This is a genomic window from Ensifer sp. LC163 (assembly GCF_001695855.1).
Taxonomy (GTDB): Bacteria; Pseudomonadota; Alphaproteobacteria; order Rhizobiales; family Rhizobiaceae; genus Ensifer.
On sequence record NZ_MBSS01000068.1, the window covers coordinates 198,768 to 219,756 of the forward strand.

Genomic DNA, 20,989 nt, shown 5'->3' on the forward strand with positions numbered 1-20,989 from the left:
AGAATGAAATGACCCATTACAAGGACTATATCGCCGATCCCAAGCGCGCGCCCGCCATCGTCGCACATCGCGGCGCCTGGCACGGTGCGCCGGAAAACAGTCTGGCCGCGATTGAAAAGGCGATCGCTGTCGGCGCCGACATCGTCGAGCTCGACGTACGCAAGAGCGCAGATGGCGAACTCTTCATCATGCATGACGACACGCTATTGCGGATGGCCGGTATCGACCGCGACGCCGAGACCTTCACCATCGCCGAACTGCAGGCGATCGCGCTGCGCGAGGACGACGGCGGCGAGCATCGCGAAATCACCGACCAGCGCATCCCGACCTTGACGCAGGCGCTCGAAATCATCCGCGGCCGGATCTTCGCCGATCTCGACCTCAAGGATCGCGGCCTGTTTTCGGAGGTTGCTGCCTGCGCTCGCGAGATGAATGCCGCACCCTATGTCGACCTGAAGACGCGCGTGATGACCCGCGAGGAACTTGACTGGGTCCGAGCCCAGAATATCGAAGGTGTACCGTTCATGGCGATGGCGAAGTTCACGGCCCAGGGCCTGCACGAGACCATGGCGCTGCTCTCCGAAATCAAGCCATTCATGTGCGAGATGCGCTTCGACCGGCTCGAGACGATCGCCGACAACCGGCAGCTGTTCCGCGATGCCGGCATGGCGCTCTGGTCGAACACACTCGACATGGCTGCCAGCGGCGAGTGCCTAGACGAAACGGCGCTCACCGATCCGGACCGTATCTGGGGCCGCCTGATGGATGCCGGCATCAGCGTCTTCCAGACCGACGAGCCGGAAGCGCTGAAAGCCTATCTCGAGGCGCGCCGCGCATGAAACCCGTCACCAATGAACTCATGCTCGCCCTGATGGGCGACATGCGCGAAGCGGCCGGGGCCGAAATCCTGCCGCGCTTCCGCGCCATCACCGCCGACACCATCCGCGCTAAGACTGCAGCCGACGACATCGTCACGGACGCGGATATCGCCGCCGAGCGCGTGCTCAGCCAGAGGCTGGCTGAGCGCCTGCCTGGCATTACCATCGTCGGCGAGGAGGTGGTGTCGGACGACGCCTCCATCCTCACGCGCCTGGCCGACGCCGACCTTGCGGCGGTTATCGATCCGGTCGACGGCACCTGGCATTTTGCCCATGGCGTGCCGATGTTCGGCAGTATCCTCGCCATCGTGTCCGGCGGCGAGACCATCGCCGGATTGATCCATTACCCGATCCTGGGCGATTTCCTTGTCGCCCGCCGCGGCGAGGGGGCCTGGCATGTGGCCGCAGATGGCACGAAAACGCGTCTTTCCGTCGCCGCGCCGACGCCGATCGACCAAATTCACGGTTTCATTCCGCTGCATATGTTCGAGCCGGACCTGCAGGCGAAGCTGGCGCCGCGTGTGCTGCGTTTTCTGCGCACGACCACATGGCGCTGCTCGGCCTGGGAATATCGTATGCTTGCGACCGGCGCGATGGGCTTCTGTCTCAACGAGAGCCTGAAGCCGTGGGACCACGCCGCCGGCGTGCTGATCCATGCGGAAGCGGGCGGGTTTGCGGCAACCATGGCCAGAGAGACCTATCGGCCGACAATGACAGAGGGCCACCTGCTGGCGGCGCCGGACGAGGCGTCGTGGAAGGCGATAAGGGACGCGCTGTCTTAAGCTTAGCATTCGTAGAGACGGGGCAGCTTGACGGGTCCCTATCGCCTTCACCAAGGCAGATGTTCTCGCGCAAGCTGCGGCACCGAAAGTCAGTGTGGTGAGACCTTGCCCGCCACCTCGGTCATGAGCGAAGGCATTGGCATTGAGGTCTATGCGGTGAAGGCAAGACAAGGCTTTCGATCGTAAATCTTATCGTTGAGGTGTAGATCCGTCGCTTGCTTGGTTGGGCAAAGCCAGCCTTCGGTTTTCGCATCTCACCGCATTTTCAATCATTCATTGCAAGACTGGGCGTCGCAAAACTGTCATAAACGCCGGCGAGCTCCTCGTCGCAATCCATCAAGGCCGTGAGAGATGGTAGAGCAATTCTCGCCGGTATGCGCAGTGACCCCTCAAAGTGCTGCCGGTTGTTCGCGAGCGCGTGTCCAACAAGCTGGTGCGATCTGCTTTCGAATCTCTGCAGACAGCTCTCCTGAGGTGCTGCTTCTCGCGAGCCGCCGAAACGGCCGCTGGGGAATACCGAAAGGGCGCATCGAAACAGGAGAAACTTCCGGTGTGGCGGCTGCGAGGGAAGCGATGGAAGAGGCTGGCGTTAGAGGCCGCGTATCAAACGACGCACTTGGTTCGTTCGTTTACATCAAGGATAGCAGCGATCTTACCTATCACCTCGACGTGCATTTGCTCGAGGTCCAGGAAACTCTGTTGGACTTCCCCGAGAGACGAAGCCGGAAACTGCGATGGGCCCCGCTTGAAAATGCGGTCCAGGAAGTCTCTCACCCAAAGCTTCGAGATCTGCTGCTGCTCTTGGCTGGTAACCTCGAGATAGGCTGCCTTCTCGGAGGCAATCTCTCCCCGTAATGCACACCCGATTTGATCGAGACCCGGCCTTTGGCAAAACGCGGAATTTCACGGACCGTATAACAACAGCCAAGGAATGGGGGCTTCCCGCAAGCGTAATTCATTGGCGCCGAATGGCAGAAACCAAGCCGTGGCTTGCGCGGATAAATGCGAGCCTTTCTTCGTGCGGTATATCTTGACAATTATAATCAAGTTATTTAGCACCCCTGGGACCGACACATTCAGGCCTGCCTGGGGCCAAGAAATGTTTTTGGTCAATAGGTTACAGGGGGCTATGGATGATACTGCGTGTGGGGTCGCTGGCGGTTTTGCTGGCGACGGTAAGTCGTGTTGCGCTGGCGGAAGATACGACCGTCCTGGATCGTATCGAGGTGACGGCGGGCCGTTCGACGGCGACAATAGGGAATGAACCGGAAGCCTATGCCGGCGGGCAGGTCGCCCGCGGCGGCCGTGTGGGTCTGCTCGGCAACCGCGATTTCATGGACACGCCGTTCAACATCACCAGCTACACTTCTCAGACGATCGAAAACCAGGGCGCACGGACAGTGGCCGACGTGCTGGCCAATGATCCTTCGGTCAGAAGCACCCATGCCTCCGGCGGTATGTTGGACTCCTTCTATATCAGGGGTTTCCCGCTCAATGAGGGGAACTTCGGTGAGGTGGCGTTCGACGGCGTCTACGGTGTCGCTCCGACTTACCGCCTGTTCACCGACTACGTCGAGCGTGTCGAGGTGCTCAAGGGTCCAACCGCGCTCATCTATGGGATCTCGCCGAACAGCAGCGTCGGCGGTACGATTAACATCGTGCCCAAGCGTGCGGCCGATGCCGACCTGACGCGGTTCACGACCGACTATGCGTCGGATCTCTATGGCGGTGGCCATCTTGATTTTAGCCGCCGCTTCGGTGAGGAGCGCCAGCTCGGCGTCCGCTTCAACGGCAGCTATCACGGCGGCGACACCGGGATCGACAATCAGTCGCGCGACGTGGCTGTCGGGGCGCTTGCGCTCGACTATGAGGGCGAAGGGTTCAGGGCGACGCTGGACGTCATTGGCCAGCGGGAAGACTTCGACGCTCCGCAACGTCCATTCTTCCCGACCGCCGGCATCGAAATTCCGGACGCGCCGGACGGACACTCCAATGTCCAGGAGCCGTGGGAATGGTCGAAGAGCGAAGATCTGTCGTGGCTGGGGCGGGTCGAATATGATCTCAGCGACAACGTGACGCTGTTCGGCGCCGTCGGCGGCGGCAATTCGCGCGTCGAGCGACTTTTCGGCACGCCCGTCATTCTCAATTCTGCCGGCGATGTCAGTATCACACCGCAAAACTTCGTTTTCGATGTTGACCGGCTGACGGCCGAGACAGGTGTTCGCGCCACCTTCGACACGGATGCGGTCGAGCACACCGTCACCTTCCAGGTCAGCGGCCTGGAGCAGAGCCTCGCCCGCGGCTCGAACTCGGGCACCGCCCAGCTTAGCAATCTCTTCAATCCGCTTCCTCGCCCCAGGCAGGACGTGCCGCAACCTTCTCACGTGCCGAGGGTCTCTGAGAACGTGTTCTACGGCGTTGCGCTTTCCGACACGATGTCCATGCTCGACGAGCGCCTGCAGTTGACCGTGGGCGGACGCTTTCAGCGCATCGACACCGAAAACTACAGCGCGGCCACCGGTGCTGTCACCACTTCGTCCGATGAGGACGCGTTCACGCCTCTGGTCGGCATCGTCGTTAAGCCATGGGACAACGTCGCGCTTTACGCGAACTACGTCGAGGGTCTCAGTGTCGGCGACAGCGCCCCCACGACCGCGATCAATGCCGGTGAAACGCTCCCGCCCTATCGGTCGAAGCAGTACGAAATCGGCACCAAGGTGGATCTCGGCCGCGTGGCGGTGACGGTCAGCGCATTCCAGATCGAAAAGCCCTTCGGCCAGCTCGAGGCAAGCAGCGGCGGTCTTGTCTTCGTCGAAGGCGGTGAACAGCGCAATCGCGGCCTCGAACTCAACATCTTCGGTGAAGTGACGCCCGAGGTCCGGGTGCTCGGCGGCGTGAGCTTCATCCACGGCGAGCTGACGAAAACCAACAGTGCCGCGACCCGTGGCAATACGCCGATCGGCGTGCCGTCGGTACAGGTCAATCTGGGTGCGGAGTGGGATACGCCGTTCATGGAAGGTCTGACGCTGACGGGCAATGTCATCCACACCGACGAGCAATACGTCAACACCGCCAATACCCAGGAAATCCCCGCGTGGACGCGGCTAGACCTCGGGGCCCGGTATCTGACGGAGATAAACGAAAAGCCGGTTACGTTCCGGGCCGAAGTCGAGAACGTCTTCGACCTCGATTACTGGTCCGGCGTCGCGAGCTTCTGCACGATCTCGCAGGGTGCGCCACTGACGGTGAAAGTCTCAATGACAACCGATTTCTGATGACAGCGTGAGTTGACGCCGTTTCCGGTGATCACAAGGGAGGCGCGGCCAGAGGCCGGCGCCTCCCTTTTTGGTTGGCGGAGAACCAAGTTCAAACGTCCAAGACCCCAATCGACGCTTCAATCGGGGCACCGGAGCGGAAATGCGAAGGCGAGGGCGTCGATCGACGAGCCTCGCCCGCTCAGAGCATACGAATGTCAGCCGCCGCGTTAGCGATTTCCCTCGGGCCGGTCGAGAAGGACCCGGAGCAACGCCTTCCAGTACCTTAGTCTGCACCGGCGAGGCTGATGGCATAGCCGGGCCGATAGGGAATAGGCAGGAAACGGCGGTGATATTCGGCGAAGGTCGCATCTGGATCGAGATCGGCAAAAAGATCCGGATGGAACCATTTCGCCAACTGCTGAACCGCGAAGAACTCATAGGGGCTGTTGTAGAACTGGTGCCAGATGCCGTGAAAGCTTCGCGTCTTCTGGGCGGCAATCCCGGTGTAGGCGTCACGGGTGGTGAACCAATCGAGTTTCTTGCGCATCTCCTGCGGATCAGCGCCCGGACCAAGCGGTATCCAGTGGCCGCCGGGCACATAGGCCTGCCAATTGGCGCTTGTGACGACCACATGCTCGGGATTGGAGGCGACGACTTGCTCTGGGTTCAGCTGCCCGAAGGTGCTCGGCAGGAAGTCGCTGCCGAGGTTATGACCACCGGCGAGCTCCACATACTTGCCGAAATTTTCTGCACCGAACGAAAGGCAGCAATCATCTGCATAGCCGCCGATGCGCTCGATAAAGACCTTGGGCCGGTTTGGTTTTGCTCGGGCTATGACATCGGTCACCCGTGCCATCGCCTCGTGGCGAAATGCGATGATCTCTTCCGCGCGCGCCTCGCGCCCCAGGATCTTTCCCAGAAGACGGATCGTCGGCTCTGTGTTCTTCAGCGGGTAGTGGCGGAAGTCGATGTATAGGACCGGGATCTTCAGCTCGGCCAGCTTCTGGATATATTCGGCGTCCTCGTTGGCTCGCATGGCTTCGAGATTGAGCAGGACCACGTCGGGCTTCTGGACGATTGTTGACTCGATGTCGATCAGTCCATTCTCCTGGCCGGGAAAGGCAGGGAGCTTTGCAAGCCCAGGAAACGCCTGAAGATATTGGTCATAGGTGGCAGGGTCGGCCTCGATCAGATCGTTGCGCCATGCGACGACGCGGGCCAACGGATCTTGCGGTTCAAGCGACGCGAGGAGATAGAGCTGCCGCCCCTCGCCGAGAAGTACGCGCTTGACCGGGACATTGACAGTCACCTCGCGGCCGGTGATGTCGGTGACGGTGGTCGGCGTTTGCGCGGCTGCCGTCGGCTCGCTCGCAAAGACCGCTAACGGGCTTAACGCCACCAAGGCAAGGGCAGCGATCACGGCGCGCAGTACCATGGGTTTTCTCCTCAAGATAGTTCTCCTTTGTCGATTATGCGGGCCGATTTGAGCCATAGGCCGAGCGCCACGAGACTTGAAAGGCCGTAAAGGCCAGCAACGATGGGGAAGGCGCGATGTAGCCGGCGCAGGCCCCCTGCAGGAAGCGCAACGCCAGGATGGTCCAGACGTTCTCGGCGAAGGCGACGAGCAATTGCGTGATCGCCAGGCCGGCGAGTGCTCGCACCATCATGAGGCGATTGCCGTAGCGATCGCCTATGCGACCCCAGAACGCGCTCGTCACCGACACGCCGAGCATAGGGCAGACATAGACGCCGATGCCGGCCAAGCCGAAGACGCTGTCGGAAGGGCTTAGTTCCCGGATCTGAATCGGCCAAAACGGGCCGCTCATTTCCATTGCGCCCATGGAAATGAATTGCAGGCCGAAAAGCAGCGCGAACACCGGGCCGAAGCCGCGCAGGGCACTGATTGCACCAGTCATTGGATACTCGGGAGCCTGAAGAGGCCGCGCCCGATTAGGCAATAGCGGTCGCGTTCCAGATGCATCGGCACGACCGGGCAGGTCGGCCACGGCCATTGGAGGAGGGCCGCGCGCACCTCAATCTCCAGGGTAAGGCGGGGCCGGTGCGGCAAGCAGCAACTACGAAACCGAATCGTGATTTCTTGCTCCACGCGCCCGGCCTCGCACTGTTTAGAGAGATGCTAATAATATGAGTGTAACTATCCAGTTATTCGCTGGTTTAGTCATAGATGATCATCCCGTCAACGGGGCTGCATAAGGAACGGCTGGAAGGCACGCGATCTTCGCGACACCGAGGTCAATTGAAGGTTCCCGCGGGATGCCGGTCTGTTCCGCCGTCAGTCGGCAGTTCGCTTTCGCTGCGTCGGCATCGCACAATGTATCGTCAGGAACACAAGAAAAAGCCTCGGCTTCGCCGTCAATGCCGAGGTCGGAAGGCGGGCCGCCGACACGATGCTCTCTCTGGGGGAGGCGGCCGATATACAGCGCCGCGCGTCTATTTAGACGCGCAAAGGTCGCTGTAACACTTTGAGTTGCTGCATAATTTTGTCCTTAAATCGATTCCGATTTAAGGAATTATGCAGTAGAGCTGAGACTGCTTCGGCTTGATTTGTTGAGGCGCACCCAGGCGCCTGGCGACACGCGTCGCCCTGCCCCGAGCTGCCTGATTGATTTTTGTTATCTGACCAGACGGATTGCACCAGGATTGTTGATGGTGTTGTTCGCGAGCTCCGCCTTGCAATCCAGTTCGAAGCTGCTGTTGCCGATCATGGTGATCTCCTGCGCGACGATGCGCACGCATTCGCCGCCGGTGGAGCCGTTGCCGGCATACTGGATCTCACGCGATGCCGGCATGTAGATGATGCCCGCAAGCGACGAGGCGCTGTTGCCGTTGATCGTCGCGGTCGCCGTATTGTTCCTGGCGGCGACGATCGAGAAACCCGCCCAGTCACCCGATAGAGATGGGCTGACCTTGAAGGTCGATCCGCCGTGAATGTCGAGCTGGGCCCCGTTCAGCAGGAAGAAGGTAACGCCTTCGCCGGCGACCACCGATTGGCTGGTGAATTTCAGACTGCCGCCGTCGATGATGTAGTACCCCGGCCGCAGAAGGACCTTGCCCTTGATCTCCAAACCGCCATAGGTCCCGGGCTTCAGTTCGACAGTATAGCCGGCAGGCGCGTTGTTCGGCGTTTTGCTCGTGCCGTTGCAATCGCCATTGCCGCCACCGCCCGCCACGAAGTTCTGTCCGCATCCGGCGAGGTTCACCCAGCTCGCCGTCGTCGGCATCTTCTTGAACCGGAATGGGTCCAGGATAGGTGGAACCCCTTCCACCGCTTTGCCGCAGGCGAGCTCGAGATGAGCCAGCGTCGCCGATACCTTGCCTGCCGCATAAAGACACTCGGCCTTCAAGGTGGCTGAACCGCTGAGATAGATCGACTGCGTATCGCTCGAATTCGAGGTGATGGTACAGCCGGACGTATCGACACTTGCACTGCCGCTCACTTCGAAGGCCCGGCTTGCGGTCGGATGGAGTGCCAGGATGCATGCTTCCCTTCCCGGCATGCGCGCGGCGACGCTTTCGCGATGGATCGTATAGGGTCGAAGGCCCCAGAAAAGCGGAGCATATTTGAGCTCATAGGTCGTCGTCGCCGTGGTCTCCGCGCCGAGTGCACCGAAAGCGACCTTGATTGCCTGGGTCGCCACCGGCGTCGAACTCCCCGACCCGATCTCGTCGACGATGTCTGGCATGCCGAAATTGGCGAAGAAGGTATTGCTCGCCAGGTCTTTCGTCTGGGCCTCATCCTCCCCTTCACCATAGGACTTGACCGCGGAAAAAGCGGCCGCATCGAGCGCGTCCTGCATCTTGGCGGACTCGAGGTTGATGCGGGCGAGATTGATGGCAATGGAAGCGGCGGTAAACAACGGTACCATCACCAGAGCTGTCATGATGGCAAAGTTGCCGTTTTCGTCCTCAAAAATGCGGACGAGCTTGTTCTTCAGATTGCTGCGCATCTTGCTTCGCTCCCCCACAACAGATCACCACCACTTCGGAGCCACGTGGCCCCAACGCAAAAAGGCATGAGTTGGAGCTAGATGCGGCCAGTTGGCCGCGCCCCTCTCTGCGCTCCAAAACAGGGTGCTAATTTAGCCGCAAATAGTAGCGAAATGACTTACGAACTCGTTAAACTTTGTCGAAGTGGGTGCTGCGAGCGCGTTCGGCCAACGATCGGGTGTTTTCCAATGTCGGAGACGAGCCAGTGCGTCTCATTCCAACCATTCTTAGCCCGTGAAAACGGCCGCCCGCATCACTTTAAAGGTCAAGGCCGCCGATGGCGGCGCGGCCGTTCTGTTCTCGTCCAGTCCGTTCAACGCGCTTGCGGTGGCACGACGTGGCGGCGGTTGATGGTCGCCGGACGGCCCTTGATGGACAGGGCCGTATCGCGTTTTTCGCGTTCAGCCACGACTTTGCCCTTCGCGACGACACAAAGCCGCTCGGCGCGCAGGCGCACCGCCTCGATGGGGTTGCCCGCATCGAGCACGACGAGGCTTGCCGATTTGCCGACGGCCAGGCCGAGATGATCGAGTCCCATGATCTCGGCATTGACCTTGGTGACCATGTCGAAGCAGGTGCGCATGTCCGCGGGCGAGGACATCTGGGCGACGTGCAATCCCATGAAGGCGACGTCGAGCATGTCGGCTGTGCCGAGGGAGTACCAGGGATCGAGCACGCAATCCTGACCCCAGCCGGTGCGGATGCCGGCATTCAGCAACTCGGGCACTCGCGTCAGGCCACGGCGCTTGGGATAGGTGTCGTGCCGCCCCTGCAGCATGATGTTGATGAGCGGATTGGGGATCGCCGAGACACCGGCTTCCGCAATCAGCGGCAGCAGCTTCGAGACGTAGTAGTTGTCCATCGAATGCATCGAGGTGAGGTGCGAGCCAGCCACCCGGCCTTGCAGGCCGAGCCTCCGGGTCTCATAGGCAAGCTGCTCGATATGGCGCGACAGCGGGTCGTCGGTCTCGTCGCAATGCAGGTCGACCATCAGGCCGCGCTTGGCCGCGATCTCGCAAAGTTCGGTAACGGAACGCGTGCCGTCGGACATGGTCCGCTCGAAATGCGGGATGCCGCCGACGATGTCGACGCCCATGTCGAGGGCGCGGATGGTGTTTTCGCGCGCATTCGGCGAGCGATAGAGCCCGTCCTGCGGGAAAGCGACGAGCTGGAGATCGATATAGGGCGCGATCTCTTTCTTGACCTCGAGCAGCGCTTCCACCGCGAGAAGGCGGTCGTCGCAGGTATCGACATGGGTGCGGATGGCGAGGAGGCCCATCGAGACCGCCCAGTCGCAATAGGCCAGCGCGCGTTCCTTGACGGCCTCGTGGGTCAGGAGCGGCTTGAGTTCGCCCCACAGCGCGATGCCTTCGAGCAGCGTGCCCGAGGCATTGATGCGCGGCAGGCCGTAGGACAGCGTTGCGTCCATATGGAAATGCGGATCGACAAAGGGCTGGCTGACGAGGTTGCCCGAGGCATCGACGACACGACCGGCCTCGGCATCGATGCTTGGCTCGATCACGGCGATCCTGTCGCCCTTGATGCCGATATCGGCGACGGTTCCATCGGGCAGCGTGCCGCCCTTTACGATCAGGTCGAAACTCATCTTTCGCCTTTCTGGTAAGGGATCATCAAAGCTTTGGGATAGGTGGCGCGGCGTGCGACCAGGATCAGCGCCAGGATCGACAGCGCATAGGGCATCATCAGGAAAACCTGATAGGGCACGATGCCGCCCGATATCTGCTGCAGGCGAACCTGATAGGCGTCGAAGGCGGCGAACAGGATGGCGCCGATCAGCGCCTTTCCTGGCCGCCAGGAGCCGAAGACGACCAGCGCGATGCAAATCCAGCCGCGCCCATTGATCATCTGGAAGAAGAACGAGTTGAAGGCCGAGGTGGTGAGAAAGGCCCCGCCGACCGCCATCAGCGCACTGCCGACGACGACGGCGCCCATGCGGATGCTGGTGACCGAAATGCCCTGCGCTTCGACCGCCGACGGGTTTTCGCCGGCAGCGCGAACGGCGAGGCCGATGGGCGTGCGATAGAGGATCCAGGCGACGGCTGCGACCGACACGAATGCGAGATAGGTCAGCGGCGTCTGGGTAAACAGCGCCTCGCCAACTACGGGAATGCTGGACAGGCCCGGGATCGGCAGGGGCTGGAACGGCTCGATCTTGGGCGGCGACGTCACCTCGGGCAGCGCAAGACGATAGGTGTAATAGGTAAGACTCGTAGCAAGCAGCGTAACGCCGATGCCGACGACATGTTGCGACAGGCCGAGCGGTACCGTGAGCGTGGCGTGCAGCAGGCCGAACATGGCACCGACAAGGGCAGCGACCAGCAAGCCGGCCCAAAGATTGCCGCCAGAATAGACGGTGAACCAGCCGGCGAAAGCGCCCGCCGTCATGATCCCCTCGATGCCGAGGTTGAGGACGCCCGCGCGCTCGCAGATCAACTCGCCCATGGTCGCGAAGATCAGCGGGGATGCTATGCGGATGGCGGCAACCCAGAAGGAGGCGGTGAAGAGGATTTCAAGCGCGTCCATGTCACCTCCACCTGATCCGGAATCGCGTCAGAAGGATCGCGACAACCATCGTCAGCAGCGAGGTGGCGACCATGACGTCGGCTATGTAACTCGGCACCTTGGCCGCGCGGCTCATGGCATCGGCGCCGACGAAGATGCCGGCGACGAAGATGGCCGATGCGATGACGCCGAGCGGATTCAGCATGGCCAGCATGGCGACGACGATGCCGGTGTAGCCGTAGCCCGGCGACAGGTCGAGCGTCAGGTTGCCCTTGAGCCCCGAGACTTCGGAAAAGCCAGCAAGTGCGGCCAATCCGCCCGAAAGCAAGGCCGTCTTCATCAGCGCGCGGTTGACCAGAATACCGACAAAACGTGCGCCCTCGGGATTGAGGCCGACGGCGCGCATTTCGTAGCCGAGAACCGTCTTTTTCATGACGACCCAGACGAGAACGGCCGAAGCAAGGGCGATGACGAAGCCGTAGTGCAGGCGCTTGCCCTGGATGAGGCGCGGCAGTTGCGCTTCGGCGACGACCTTCTGCGATTGCGGCCAGCCGAGCCCCATCGGATCCTTGAGCACACCTTCAAGCAGCATCGACACGAACAGCAGGACGATGAAGTTGAGCAGCAGCGTGGTGACCACCTCGTCGACGCCGAAGCGGGTCTTCAGCACGGCCGGGCCGAGCAGAAGCAGCGCGCCTGCGGCCATGACGGCGACCATGATCACCGGGATCAGGATGACCGAAGGTAGCGGCAATGCGCCGGTTCCCAGCACCACGGTGACGACGCCGCCGATGTAGAGTTGGGCTTCTGCGCCGATGTTCCAGAGCTTGGCCCGAAAGGCGACGGCGATCGCCAAGCCCGTGAAGATCAGCGGCGTCGCGCGGGTCAAGGTTTCCAGCAGCGCGAACTGTGAGCCGGCCGCGCCCTTGGCCACAAGATAGAAGACGGACAGTGGCGAAGCGCCAGCGGCGAGAACCAGTATCGACGTCAGCACCAGCGTGGTGGCGATGGCTGCCAGCGGAAACAGCAAGGTGACCGCCAAGGACGGGGCGGGCTTCGGCTCAAGCCGCATGATCGCTGTGCTCCCCGCTATGGCCTGCCATCAGCTCCCCCAGTTCCCGAATACTGCGTTCGCCGCGCGAAGACGGCGTCGACAGGCGTCCCTTGGACATGACGATGATGCGGTCGGACAATGCCAGCACTTCCTCGAGGTCTTCCGAAATCAGCAATATCGCCGCGCCCCTGTCTCGCGCTTCAAGCAGCATGCGGTGAACATAGGCGACGGCGCCGACATCGAGGCCGCGGGTCGGCTGGCTTGCAAGGATGACCGCCGGGTCGGGATCAAGGGCCCGGCCGAGGATGAGCTTCTGCATGTTGCCGCCCGAGAGCAGGCGGATGCGGGCCTCGGGCGAGGGGCATTTGACGTCGTAGTCGGCAATGAGTTTCTCGGCGAAGCGGCCGGCGGCCTTCCAGTTCAGGAAGCCCATGCGGCTGAACCGCGGACTTCGGTAGCGTTCGGCGATGACATTCTCCGTCACGCTCATGTCGCCGATGCTGCCGATCGCGTGGCGGTCTTCCGGAATGCGGGCCACGCCATGGGCGAGCGCGACGCGCGGCGACCAGTCGGCGATTTCCCGCCCGGCGATGGAAATGCTGCCGCCGGTTGGACGCCGGATGCCGGCGATGAGGGCAGCAAGGACAGCCTGGCCATTGCCTGCAACGCCGGCAAGGCCGGTGATTTCACCGGCTGTGAGCGTGAGCGACACCTTATCAAGGCCGGCCCCGTTATACGGCGTCGTGGAAACGCGTTCGAGCGCCAGCAGCGGTGCACCCAGTTTCACGGGGCTGACCTCCGCCGGCTTGACCTCCTGGCCAACCATGAGGGCCGCCAGTTCTTTGCGATCGGTCGCGCCTGTTTCGCGCTCGCCGACGAGCTGGCCGGAGCGCAGAACCAGCACACGATCGCTGACAGCCATCACTTCGTGCAATTTGTGGGAGATGAAGATGATCGACAGGTCTTTGGCGACGAGCAGCTTCAGCGTCCGGAACAATGCGTCGGTCTCGGCGGGGGTCAGAACGGCCGTCGGCTCGTCCAGGATCAGGATGCGGGCTTCGCGATAAAGGGCCTTCAGGATCTCGACGCGCTGGCGTTCGCCGACCGAAAGGGTGGAGACGGTGGCCGCGGGCTCGACGGCGAGGCCGAAATCTGCGGACAGTTGCTCGATGCGCCGCCGCGCCGCGGCCCGGTCGAGCCGCATGCGCCAGAGGCTCTGCGTGCCAAGCGCGATGTTTTCCTGCACCGTCATGTTGTCGGCGAGGGTGAAATGCTGGTGGACCATGCCGATGCCGGCATCAAGGGCCGCGCGCGGATCTCCCGGCGGAAGCGGCTTGCCAAAGGCCTCGACAGTTCCCTCGTCAGCGACGTAGTGGCCGAAGAGGATGTTCATCAGCGTCGTCTTGCCGGCGCCGTTCTCCCCGAGAAGCGCGATGACTTCGCCCCGCTTCAGATCGAAGGAAATGGCCTCGTTGGCCCTGAGCGGGCCGAAACGCTTGCTGATGCGGGAAAGACGAAGGACGGGATTGCTTGACACGTCGGTGACCGGAAGTGGCGTGGGGGGGAGGCTTCCTTTCCCGTCCAGGGAGAGAATGGTCGCTGCCGGCGAAGGGTAATCCCTCGTCCGGCACTGCCAACCACCTTTCCCCTGAACGGGAGGAAGCGAGGGCTAACTCGACTTCGGCTCGGCGTCGTTGATCTCGACGGTGAACGAGCCGTCCTTGATCATCTTTTCCTTCTCCGCAACCTTGGCCTTGATGTCGTCCGGAACCTTGCTGTCGAAGGTGCCGAGAGGCGCGAGCGAACAGCCGCCGTTCTTCATGAAGGAATAGACGCCGTAGTCGTCGGCCTTGAACGTGCCGGCCTTCACTTCGGCGATCGCCTTGTCGAGCGTCGATTCGAAATGCCACAGCGCGGAGGCGACAACGGTGTCCGGATAGTCCGCCTGGGTATCGATGACATTGCCGATGGCCAGGATCTTCTTCTCCTTGGCGGCGTCGGACACGCCGAAACGCTCGGCATACAGAAGGTCCGCACCGCCATCGATCTGGGCGAATGCGGTCTCCTTGGCCTTGGGCGGATCGAACCACGAGCCGATGAAGGCGACCTGGAACTTGGTGTCCGGGGCCACTTCCTTCACGCCGGCCATGAATGCGTTCATCAGCCGGTTGACCTCCGGGATCGGATAGCCTCCCACCATGCCGATGTTCTTGGACTTGGTCATGGCGCCGGCGACGAGGCCGGACAAATAGGATGCGTCCTGGATATAGTTGTCGAAAACCGAGAAGTTCGGTATGGCGGCATCGGGCTTGAAGCTGGAGCCCATCAGGAAGGCGACATCAGGATAGTCTTTGGCGACGGCGCGGGCGGCATCCTCGACGCCGAAGACCTCGCCCAGGATCAGCTTGTGGCCGGCCTCGCAATATTCGCGCATGACGCGCTCGTAATCGTTGTTCGCGGTGTTTTCCGAATAGACATATTCGATGTCGCCGCGCTCCTTGGCGGCATTGGCCGCCTTGTGGATACGGCTGACCCACTGCTGCTCGACCGGGACGGTATAGATGGCTGCCACCTTTATCGGGTCCGCAGCGAGCAGACGGCTCGGCAGACCCGCCGCGGCCACCACGGCGGAGGCGCCGGCAGCTTTGATCAGGGTTCTTCTGGAGATGGCGAAATTGAAGGAATTGCTATGCATTAAATTCCCCTCTGATTGATTGCGCGTTTCGGAACGCGTCTTTTTTACCACTTGGTCAATGTAGGTGAAGTTGGGGGTTGCAGCAATTGGGTGCGGTGGAAAGTTCACCGCGCTTTCAGGCAATGGAAGCAAAACGCGGGACCACAAAGGCCGCTACTGCATGTTTCCTTAAATCCTATCCGATTTAAGGATAAAAACATGCAGCAATTCAAAGTGCTGCAGCTACCTTTGCGCGTCTGATAAGACGCGCGGCGCTGTAGTCGTGAATGCCGGGCGTGACGGCCTTACGGCTTCCTCGCGCGGATCGCATAACGATGCTGGCATTTTCTGGCCAGGCCCTTGAAGAAATTCCAGTTCCTGGCCTGCGTGCGATGGATCTCGCGGAGATCCCTGTCGATCTCTATGTCGACGAAGCCGGCCTTGCCAAGCAGGTTGGCGACGTCATCGGCCCGCGCACCGGCGGAGAAGTGCACACGCGAGAGAATGCTGCGATGGGTCGCCATCATCTGCAATGTTCCGGTCGGCGTTTCTGCCGTGAGGAACCCCAAGCGCTGGCCCCAGGCGCTGAGTTTCGAGAACAGCCGCTCGAGCGCACTTGTATTGACGAAGTCCCCATCGACGATCAGCACCGTGCCGCCAGGCTTCAGGACGCGCAGCCACTCCGCAAAGGCTGCGGCCGGATCGATGAGCGTCCACACCAGATGCCGGTTGACCACCACGTCGTAGTGGCCATCCGGCTCCATGGTGTTTTCGGCGTCGCCGAGCCCGAAGCGGATGGCGCGACCGCGCTTGCGGGCCTTCTCGCGTGCGCGTTCGAGCATCGGTTCGGCCCAGTCGAGGCCCTGCACCCTGAAGCCGAGATCATCGAGCAGATGCGAAATGACGCCGGTGCCGCTTGCGAGGTCCAAAGCTGCACGACCGTCGCCCGGTCCCAGATGCCGCAGCAACAACCGATGCCAGGCGGTGCGCTCTTCCTCCGAGAAGATTTCGTGCCCCGGCGAAAGATCGAAGGTTGCGGCGCGCTCCGACCAGTAGGCCTTGATTTCATCCCGCAGGTTGTAGTTCTGCCGATCTAGGGTGTCGCTCATGCTGGTGCTGTTCGTCTCTGTTTGGAGGCGTTCTAAAAGATAAATGTTGACTAATAAAGTCATGAAACATTAGATCGCGTCGATTTTCCCAGCGGAGCAAAAAACAATGCGGCTTTTCAACAGGGTGGCTGCGGTCGCCACGGCACTTTGCGTGCTTTTTCCCACGACATCCTTCGCTGATGTCGTCAAGTTGAAAGACGTCACCGGCCGCGATGTCGCGGTCAATGTACCGGTCGAGCATGTGATCCTCGGTGAGGGGCGCCAGATTTATTTCCTCGGCGCCCTCGACCGCGAAGAGCCGTTCAAGCGCGTCGTCGGCTGGCGGGACGACCTGGCGAAAGCCGATCCGGAAAGCTATGCCGCCTATTTCGCCGAATATCCTGAGATCGCAACGCTGCCGACCTTCGGTGGCATGAAGGATGGTACCTTCGACGTCGAGCAGGCGGTGGCGCTGAAGCCGGACGTCGTCCTGATGAACGTCGACGCCAAGACGGCGACGGAGGAGGCGGGCTATATCGAGAAGCTCGCGAAGGTCGGCATCCCGCTCGTCTACGTCGATTTCCGCGAGAGGCCGATGGAAAACACCGAGCCGAGCATGCGGTTGATGGGCAAGCTGCTCGGCAAGGAAGAAAAGGCCGAGGAATTCATCAAGTTCCGCGCTGACAACATCGCCAGGGTCACCGGCGTCCTGGCAAAGGCGAACCCGAAGAAGCCGCTCGTTTTCGTCGAGCGGGCCGGCGGTTATTCCGACGATTGCTGCATGTCCTTCGGCAACGAGAACTTCGGCAAGATGGTCGAATTCGCAGGTGGCGTGAACATGGCCAAGGACATCATTCCCGGCACCTTCGGCACCGTCAATCCGGAGCAGATCATCGCCTCCAATCCCGACCAGATCATCATCACCGGCGGCAACTGGCAGGGCTATGTGCCGGGCGGCAACTGGGTCGGCGTCGGCTATGGCGCTGATGTGGAAGAGGCCACGCGCAAGCTCGCGAATCTGACCACGCGTCCGGCCTTCACCGGCGTCAAGGCGGTCAAGGACGGCCAGGTCCATGCGATCTGGCACCAGTTCTACAACAATCCCTATCAGTTCGTCGCCATCCAGCAGATCGCCAAATGGCTGCACCCGGATCTCTTCGCCGACCTCGACCCGGAGGCGACGTTCAAGGAGTTGCACGAGCGCTTCCTGCCGCTGCCCTACAAGAGTGGTTACTTCGTCTCGCTGAACGTCCGCCAGTAAATGCATCGGCGGCTGGAAGGATGGGAGGCCTCCGGCGTCGCGATCGAAAGGAAATGAGAATGTCGATCTTCAGGAAAATCGCCCTGGCGATGACCGCCGCAATCGTACTGGCGGCGATGCCGGCAAGCGCTGCCGAAATCGTCGACGTCACCGGCCGGCGGGTCGAAATTGCCTTGCCGGCCAAGCGCGTGCTGCTGGGTGAGGCGCGCCAGATTCATGTGGCCGCCGCGCTGAAGGGAGAGCACGTCTTCGACACGATCGTCGGCTGGCGCGACGACCTCCTCAAGAAGGATCCGGATTCCTACGCCGCCTACCTTGAGCGGTTTCCTGCGATCGAAAAGCTGCCGCGCTTCGGCTATATCCCTTCAGGTGACTTCAGCCTCGAAGCGGCCATTGCGCTGAAACCCGATGTGCTGACGCTGAACCTCGAAGCGCAGAAGGCGGTCGAAGAATCGGGCTTCATCGAAAAGGCTGCGGCCGCCGGCATTGCCGTCGTCTATCTCGATTTCCGCGTCGATCCCGCAGCCAACAGCGAGAAATCCGTCGAAATTCTCGGCCAGCTCTTCGGCGCCGAAGCGAAGGCGCGTGAATTCATCGACTATCGCAGCGCCCAGATCGCTGTGGTGACGGACCGCCTGGCCAAAGCCGGCGCGATCGCGCGGCCGAAAGTTTTCATCGAGCGCTCCCCCGGCATCACCGGCGACGTTGTCTGCTGCAGAACCTTCGGACCTGCGAATTTCGGTGAGATGGTTGAAAAGGCCGGTGGCCACAATATCGGTTCCGACGTGATCAAGGGCACCTTCGGCGACCTCAATCCCGAGCAGCTCATCGTCAGCGACCCTGACCATGTCATCATCACCGGCAGCAACTGGTCGGCGGAATCCGATCTCAATCAGTTCGTTAGCGTCGGCCGCGGCGCTGATGCGGCGGCAGCACAAGAGCGATTGCGCGGTCTGATGCAGCGTCCAGGTTTCCCCGGCTTGAAGGCGGTGAAAGAGGGCAACGTGCATGCGGTCTGGCACCAATTCTACGGTGCGCCCTACGAGTTCGTTCCGATCCAGCAATTCGCCAAATGGTTCCATCCGGAGCTATTTGCCGACATCGATCCGGAGCGGACGTTCCGCGAATTTCACGAGAGGTTCCTGCCGGTGACCTACCGCCCGGGCTACTTCGTCTCGCTGCCCAAGGATGGTGAATGATGGCTGCCATGACCGATGGGATTTCTGGAATCGACGGACGCGGGCGTTACCGCGCCCTCGTTCTGCGCCGTCTGGTGCTGATTTTCTGTCTGCTCGCCGCGCTCTTCGCGTCGGTCGCAGTGGACATGGCGCTTGGGCCAGCGAATTATCCCTTGCGAGACGTGCTGATCGCGCTGTTTCGGTCGGAAACGGTGAGTGACCAGCTTCGGGTGGTGATCTGGGATATTCGCATGCCGATCGCTCTGATGGCCGTGACGGTCGGCGCCTCGCTGTCGGTTGCCGGCGCGCAGATGCAGACGATTCTTGCCAATCCGCTGGCAAGCCCGTTCACACTCGGCATTTCCGCCGCCGCCGGCTTCGGCGCCGCCCTCGGCCTCGTCGCCGGCGTCGCGATCTTTCCAGTCGCCGTCCAATACATGGTGCCGATCAATGCCTTCCTGATGGCGATGGTGGCGGCGCTCTTCATCCACTTTGCCTCCACCATGCGCGGCGTCACGGTCGAGACCATCGTCCTTCTCGGCATCGCGCTCGTGTTCACCTTCAACGCCGCGCTGTCGCTACTCGAATATCTCGCCTCCGAGCAGGCGCTGGCCGCCGTCGTGTTCTGGACGATGGGCAGCCTCACCAAGGCCACCTGGCCGAAGGTCTGGATCACCGGCGCAGTGCTCGTTATCGCGATACCGCTCTTTGCCCGGCATGCCTGGGCGCTGACGGCGCTCCGGCTTGGCGACGACAAGGCAGCAAGTTTCGGGATCAATGTCCGTCGCCTGCGGCTCGAAGCCATGATGACGGTGAGCCTCTTGGCGTCGATTCCGGTCTCCTTCGTCGGCACGATCGGCTTCGTCGGCCTCGTCGGGCCCCACATCGCCCGCATGCTGGTCGGCGAGGATCAACGCTTCTTCCTGCCCGCTTCCGTGCTGTGCGGCGCGCTACTGCTTTCGGTCACCTCGGTCGTCAGCAAGATGCTGATCCCGGGCGCGGTGCTCCCGATCGGCGTCATCACTGCGCTCGTCGGCGTGCCCTTCTTCTTCGTGCTGATTTTCACCAACAGGAGGCGCGCATGGTAAGCTTGACGCTGGAAAAGGTCGGGGCGAACTACGGCCGGCGCACGGTGCTGTCGGACGTCAACACCGGCATGCTGCGGGGCGGTGGCCTGACGGCGGTGATCGGCCCGAATGCCGCCGGTAAGTCGACGCTGTTCAAGCGCATTGCGGGCCTGACGTCGGGTCCCGGCACCGTCCATTTGTCCGACGCCGCCAAAGGGCCTGAAGGCATCTGTTACATGCCGCAGGATACCGGTGCCAACGCCGTGCTCACCGTCTACGAATCGGTGCTCCTGTCGGCCAAGCAGGGTTCCGGCTGGAAAGTGAAGGACGGCGAGCTTGCCGAAATCGACCGGGTGCTTGGCGAACTCCGGATCGCCGACCTCGCCTTTCGAGGTCTCGGCGAGCTCTCCGGCGGCCAGCGTCAGTTGGTCTCCATTGCCCAAGCCCTGGTGCGCAAGCCCGAAGTTCTGTTGATGGACGAGCCGACCTCGGCGCTGGATCTCTTCCGCCAGATCGAGGTGCTCGGCTTCATGAAGCGGCTGTCGGCGCAGTCGGGCATGGCGGTGCTGATTGCGCTGCACGACCTCAACCATGCGCTGCGCTACTGCGACGACACAATTGTCATCAGCGGCGGCTCGGTTGTGGCGAGCGGCCCGACCCGTGAGGTCATCACCATGGACATGCTGCGCTCTGTCTACCACGTCGAGGCCCGGGTCGAGGCTTGCTCGATGGGGCGTCCGGTCGTCATCGTCGACGAGTCGTTATAGCAGCAAGAAACGCATTCGAAGTGGCGGCGTTAAAGGACGAGGCACCGACTGACAATCATCCTTGCGTCGCCGGTGGCTCTGGGCCAGGCGGCAAGCTTCGTCTTCTGGCTGATGAGGCCGAGCTGTTCACGAAGCCAGGGCGCAAGGCTGTCTGTGATTGGGCGGCTCTTTTCTTGTCGCAGGGCACGACGCTCGTCCTGCGTCCGGCCACGTATCTCATCTTCGTTTCTGTAGAGTTCGGCAATGCGTCGCAGCGCCTCGCTGGCAATAGGTGCCGGACCGGCTGGGAAGGGCTTTGATTGTCGCGAATGAGGCGCGTCTACCGCGCTGGCGTTTGGCTTCCACGGCGGAACGTCGCCGGGAGCTTTCGACATTCATCTCGAAGATCGTTGCGTGATGAACAAGTCGGTCCACCGGATGTGACCCCAGGCGGAAATTCGGCTGATAGACTC

At 61.7% G+C, this 20,989-nt stretch carries 17 protein-coding genes and 2 pseudogenes; 8 read left to right on the forward strand and 11 right to left on the reverse strand.

Annotation, left to right across the window (positions count from 1 at the left end; translation table 11 throughout):
• The first annotated feature begins 8 nt into the window (after nt 1-8).
• From BC360_RS30305 to BC360_RS30320, 4 genes are all read left to right on the forward strand, one after another.
• Nucleotides 9-839: a glycerophosphodiester phosphodiesterase family protein gene (locus BC360_RS30305; protein WP_065797978.1), complete on the forward strand. Its 831-nt coding sequence runs from the start codon at nt 9-11 to the stop codon at nt 837-839.
• The gene (locus tag BC360_RS30310; protein ID WP_065797979.1) at nt 836-1,660 is read left to right on the forward strand and encodes an inositol monophosphatase family protein; all 825 of its coding nucleotides are present in this window, start codon (nt 836-838) and stop codon (nt 1,658-1,660) included. Before BC360_RS30305 ends, BC360_RS30310 begins: the two co-directional genes overlap by 4 nt.
• Nucleotides 1,661-2,011: 351 nt before the next feature.
• A complete protein-coding gene (locus BC360_RS30315) occupies nt 2,012-2,515 on the forward strand; it encodes an NUDIX hydrolase (protein WP_083222793.1) in 504 nt (167 codons plus the stop codon).
• Nucleotides 2,516-2,793: 278 nt separating this feature from the next.
• The gene (locus BC360_RS30320) at nt 2,794-4,935 is read left to right on the forward strand and encodes a TonB-dependent receptor (protein WP_065797980.1); all 2,142 of its coding nucleotides are present in this window, start codon (nt 2,794-2,796) and stop codon (nt 4,933-4,935) included.
• 265 nt (nt 4,936-5,200) lie between these two features.
• Here BC360_RS30320 and BC360_RS30325 read toward each other — a convergent pair whose 3' ends face one another.
• From BC360_RS30325 to BC360_RS30365, 9 genes are all read right to left on the reverse strand, one after another.
• Entirely contained in the window at nt 5,201-6,352 is a 1,152-nt protein-coding gene (locus BC360_RS30325) for an ABC transporter substrate-binding protein (protein WP_065797981.1), read from the reverse strand.
• Between the two features lie 34 nt (nt 6,353-6,386).
• On the reverse strand, nt 6,387-6,833 hold the full coding sequence (locus tag BC360_RS30330; protein ID WP_274533965.1) for an MFS transporter: 447 nt from the start codon (nt 6,831-6,833) through the stop codon (nt 6,387-6,389).
• Between the two features lie 717 nt (nt 6,834-7,550).
• Nucleotides 7,551-8,885 carry a TadE/TadG family type IV pilus assembly protein gene (locus BC360_RS30335; protein WP_065797982.1) on the reverse strand — a complete coding sequence of 445 codons (1,335 nt, stop codon included), beginning with the start codon at nt 8,883-8,885 and terminating at the stop codon, nt 7,551-7,553.
• A 353-nt stretch (nt 8,886-9,238) separates the two neighbouring features.
• Nucleotides 9,239-10,531, reverse strand: a complete 1,293-nt coding sequence (locus tag BC360_RS30340) for an amidohydrolase family protein (protein WP_065797983.1) — start codon at nt 10,529-10,531, stop codon at nt 9,239-9,241.
• Nucleotides 10,528-11,469, reverse strand: coding sequence for an ABC transporter permease (locus BC360_RS30345; protein ID WP_065797984.1), 942 nt, complete (start codon nt 11,467-11,469; stop codon nt 10,528-10,530). The genes BC360_RS30340 and BC360_RS30345 overlap by 4 nt, the downstream gene beginning before the upstream one ends.
• Before the next feature lies 1 nt (nt 11,470).
• Nucleotides 11,471-12,520 (reverse strand): ABC transporter permease, encoded by a 1,050-nt coding sequence (locus BC360_RS30350; RefSeq protein ID WP_065797985.1) that lies wholly within the window; start codon nt 12,518-12,520, stop codon nt 11,471-11,473.
• Complete coding sequence (locus BC360_RS30355) at nt 12,510-14,039, reverse strand: ABC transporter ATP-binding protein (RefSeq protein ID WP_065797986.1); 1,530 nt, start codon at nt 14,037-14,039, stop codon at nt 12,510-12,512. The genes BC360_RS30350 and BC360_RS30355 overlap by 11 nt, the downstream gene beginning before the upstream one ends.
• Before the next feature lie 132 nt (nt 14,040-14,171).
• Entirely contained in the window at nt 14,172-15,197 is a 1,026-nt protein-coding gene (locus BC360_RS30360) for a BMP family protein (RefSeq protein WP_065797987.1), read from the reverse strand.
• A 284-nt stretch (nt 15,198-15,481) separates the two neighbouring features.
• The gene (locus BC360_RS30365; RefSeq protein WP_065797988.1) at nt 15,482-16,285 is read right to left on the reverse strand and encodes a class I SAM-dependent methyltransferase; all 804 of its coding nucleotides are present in this window, start codon (nt 16,283-16,285) and stop codon (nt 15,482-15,484) included.
• Nucleotides 16,286-16,391: 106 nt separating this feature from the next.
• Between BC360_RS30365 and BC360_RS30370 the strand changes: the two genes are divergently transcribed.
• The 4 genes from BC360_RS30370 to BC360_RS30385 are packed head-to-tail and all read left to right on the forward strand — an operon-like array spanning nt 16,392 to nt 20,537.
• Nucleotides 16,392-17,525 (forward strand): ABC transporter substrate-binding protein, encoded by a 1,134-nt coding sequence (locus BC360_RS30370; RefSeq protein ID WP_065797989.1) that lies wholly within the window; start codon nt 16,392-16,394, stop codon nt 17,523-17,525.
• Between the two features lie 59 nt (nt 17,526-17,584).
• Nucleotides 17,585-18,724 (forward strand): ABC transporter substrate-binding protein, encoded by a 1,140-nt coding sequence (locus BC360_RS30375; protein ID WP_139110261.1) that lies wholly within the window; start codon nt 17,585-17,587, stop codon nt 18,722-18,724.
• Nucleotides 18,721-19,791, forward strand: a complete 1,071-nt coding sequence (locus tag BC360_RS30380; RefSeq protein ID WP_065797991.1) for a FecCD family ABC transporter permease — start codon at nt 18,721-18,723, stop codon at nt 19,789-19,791. Before BC360_RS30375 ends, BC360_RS30380 begins: the two co-directional genes overlap by 4 nt.
• Nucleotides 19,785-20,537, forward strand: a complete 753-nt coding sequence (locus BC360_RS30385) for an ABC transporter ATP-binding protein (RefSeq protein ID WP_065797992.1) — start codon at nt 19,785-19,787, stop codon at nt 20,535-20,537. Before BC360_RS30380 ends, BC360_RS30385 begins: the two co-directional genes overlap by 7 nt.
• 89 nt (nt 20,538-20,626) lie before the next feature.
• Here BC360_RS30385 and BC360_RS31195 read toward each other — a convergent pair.
• A pseudogene (locus BC360_RS31195) lies at nt 20,627-20,821 on the reverse strand (IS66 family transposase); the annotation flags it as partial.
• Nucleotides 20,754-20,951 (reverse strand): annotated as a pseudogene (locus tag BC360_RS32920) (hypothetical protein); the annotation flags it as partial. The pseudogenes BC360_RS32920 and BC360_RS31195, both read right to left, overlap by 68 nt.
• Nucleotides 20,952-20,989: the final 38 nt, after the last annotated feature.

Excerpts from the sequence above, each read along its gene's own strand:
- BC360_RS30325 (WP_065797981.1), bottom strand. The coding sequence starts at position 6,352 with ATGGTACTGCGCGCCGTGATCGCTGCCCTTGCCTTGGTGGCGTTAAGC.
- BC360_RS30340 (WP_065797983.1), bottom strand. The coding sequence starts at position 10,531 with ATGAGTTTCGACCTGATCGTAAAGGGCGGCACGCTGCCCGATGGAACC.
- BC360_RS30315 (WP_083222793.1), top strand. The coding sequence starts at position 2,012 with ATGGTAGAGCAATTCTCGCCGGTATGCGCAGTGACCCCTCAAAGTGCT.
- BC360_RS30335 (WP_065797982.1), bottom strand. The coding sequence starts at position 8,885 with ATGCGCAGCAATCTGAAGAACAAGCTCGTCCGCATTTTTGAGGACGAA.
- BC360_RS30330 (WP_274533965.1), bottom strand. The coding sequence starts at position 6,833 with ATGACTGGTGCAATCAGTGCCCTGCGCGGCTTCGGCCCGGTGTTCGCG.
- BC360_RS30360 (WP_065797987.1), bottom strand. The coding sequence starts at position 15,197 with ATGCATAGCAATTCCTTCAATTTCGCCATCTCCAGAAGAACCCTGATC.
- BC360_RS30375 (WP_139110261.1), top strand. The coding sequence starts at position 17,585 with ATGTCGATCTTCAGGAAAATCGCCCTGGCGATGACCGCCGCAATCGTA.
- BC360_RS30310 (WP_065797979.1), top strand. The coding sequence starts at position 836 with ATGAAACCCGTCACCAATGAACTCATGCTCGCCCTGATGGGCGACATG.
- BC360_RS30305 (WP_065797978.1), top strand. The coding sequence starts at position 9 with ATGACCCATTACAAGGACTATATCGCCGATCCCAAGCGCGCGCCCGCC.
- BC360_RS30320 (WP_065797980.1), top strand. The coding sequence starts at position 2,794 with ATGATACTGCGTGTGGGGTCGCTGGCGGTTTTGCTGGCGACGGTAAGT.
- BC360_RS30385 (WP_065797992.1), top strand. The coding sequence starts at position 19,785 with ATGGTAAGCTTGACGCTGGAAAAGGTCGGGGCGAACTACGGCCGGCGC.
- BC360_RS30345 (WP_065797984.1), bottom strand. The coding sequence starts at position 11,469 with ATGGACGCGCTTGAAATCCTCTTCACCGCCTCCTTCTGGGTTGCCGCC.
- BC360_RS30380 (WP_065797991.1), top strand. The coding sequence starts at position 18,721 with ATGATGGCTGCCATGACCGATGGGATTTCTGGAATCGACGGACGCGGG.
- BC360_RS30365 (WP_065797988.1), bottom strand. The coding sequence starts at position 16,285 with ATGAGCGACACCCTAGATCGGCAGAACTACAACCTGCGGGATGAAATC.
- BC360_RS30370 (WP_065797989.1), top strand. The coding sequence starts at position 16,392 with ATGCGGCTTTTCAACAGGGTGGCTGCGGTCGCCACGGCACTTTGCGTG.
- BC360_RS30350 (WP_065797985.1), bottom strand. The coding sequence starts at position 12,520 with ATGCGGCTTGAGCCGAAGCCCGCCCCGTCCTTGGCGGTCACCTTGCTG.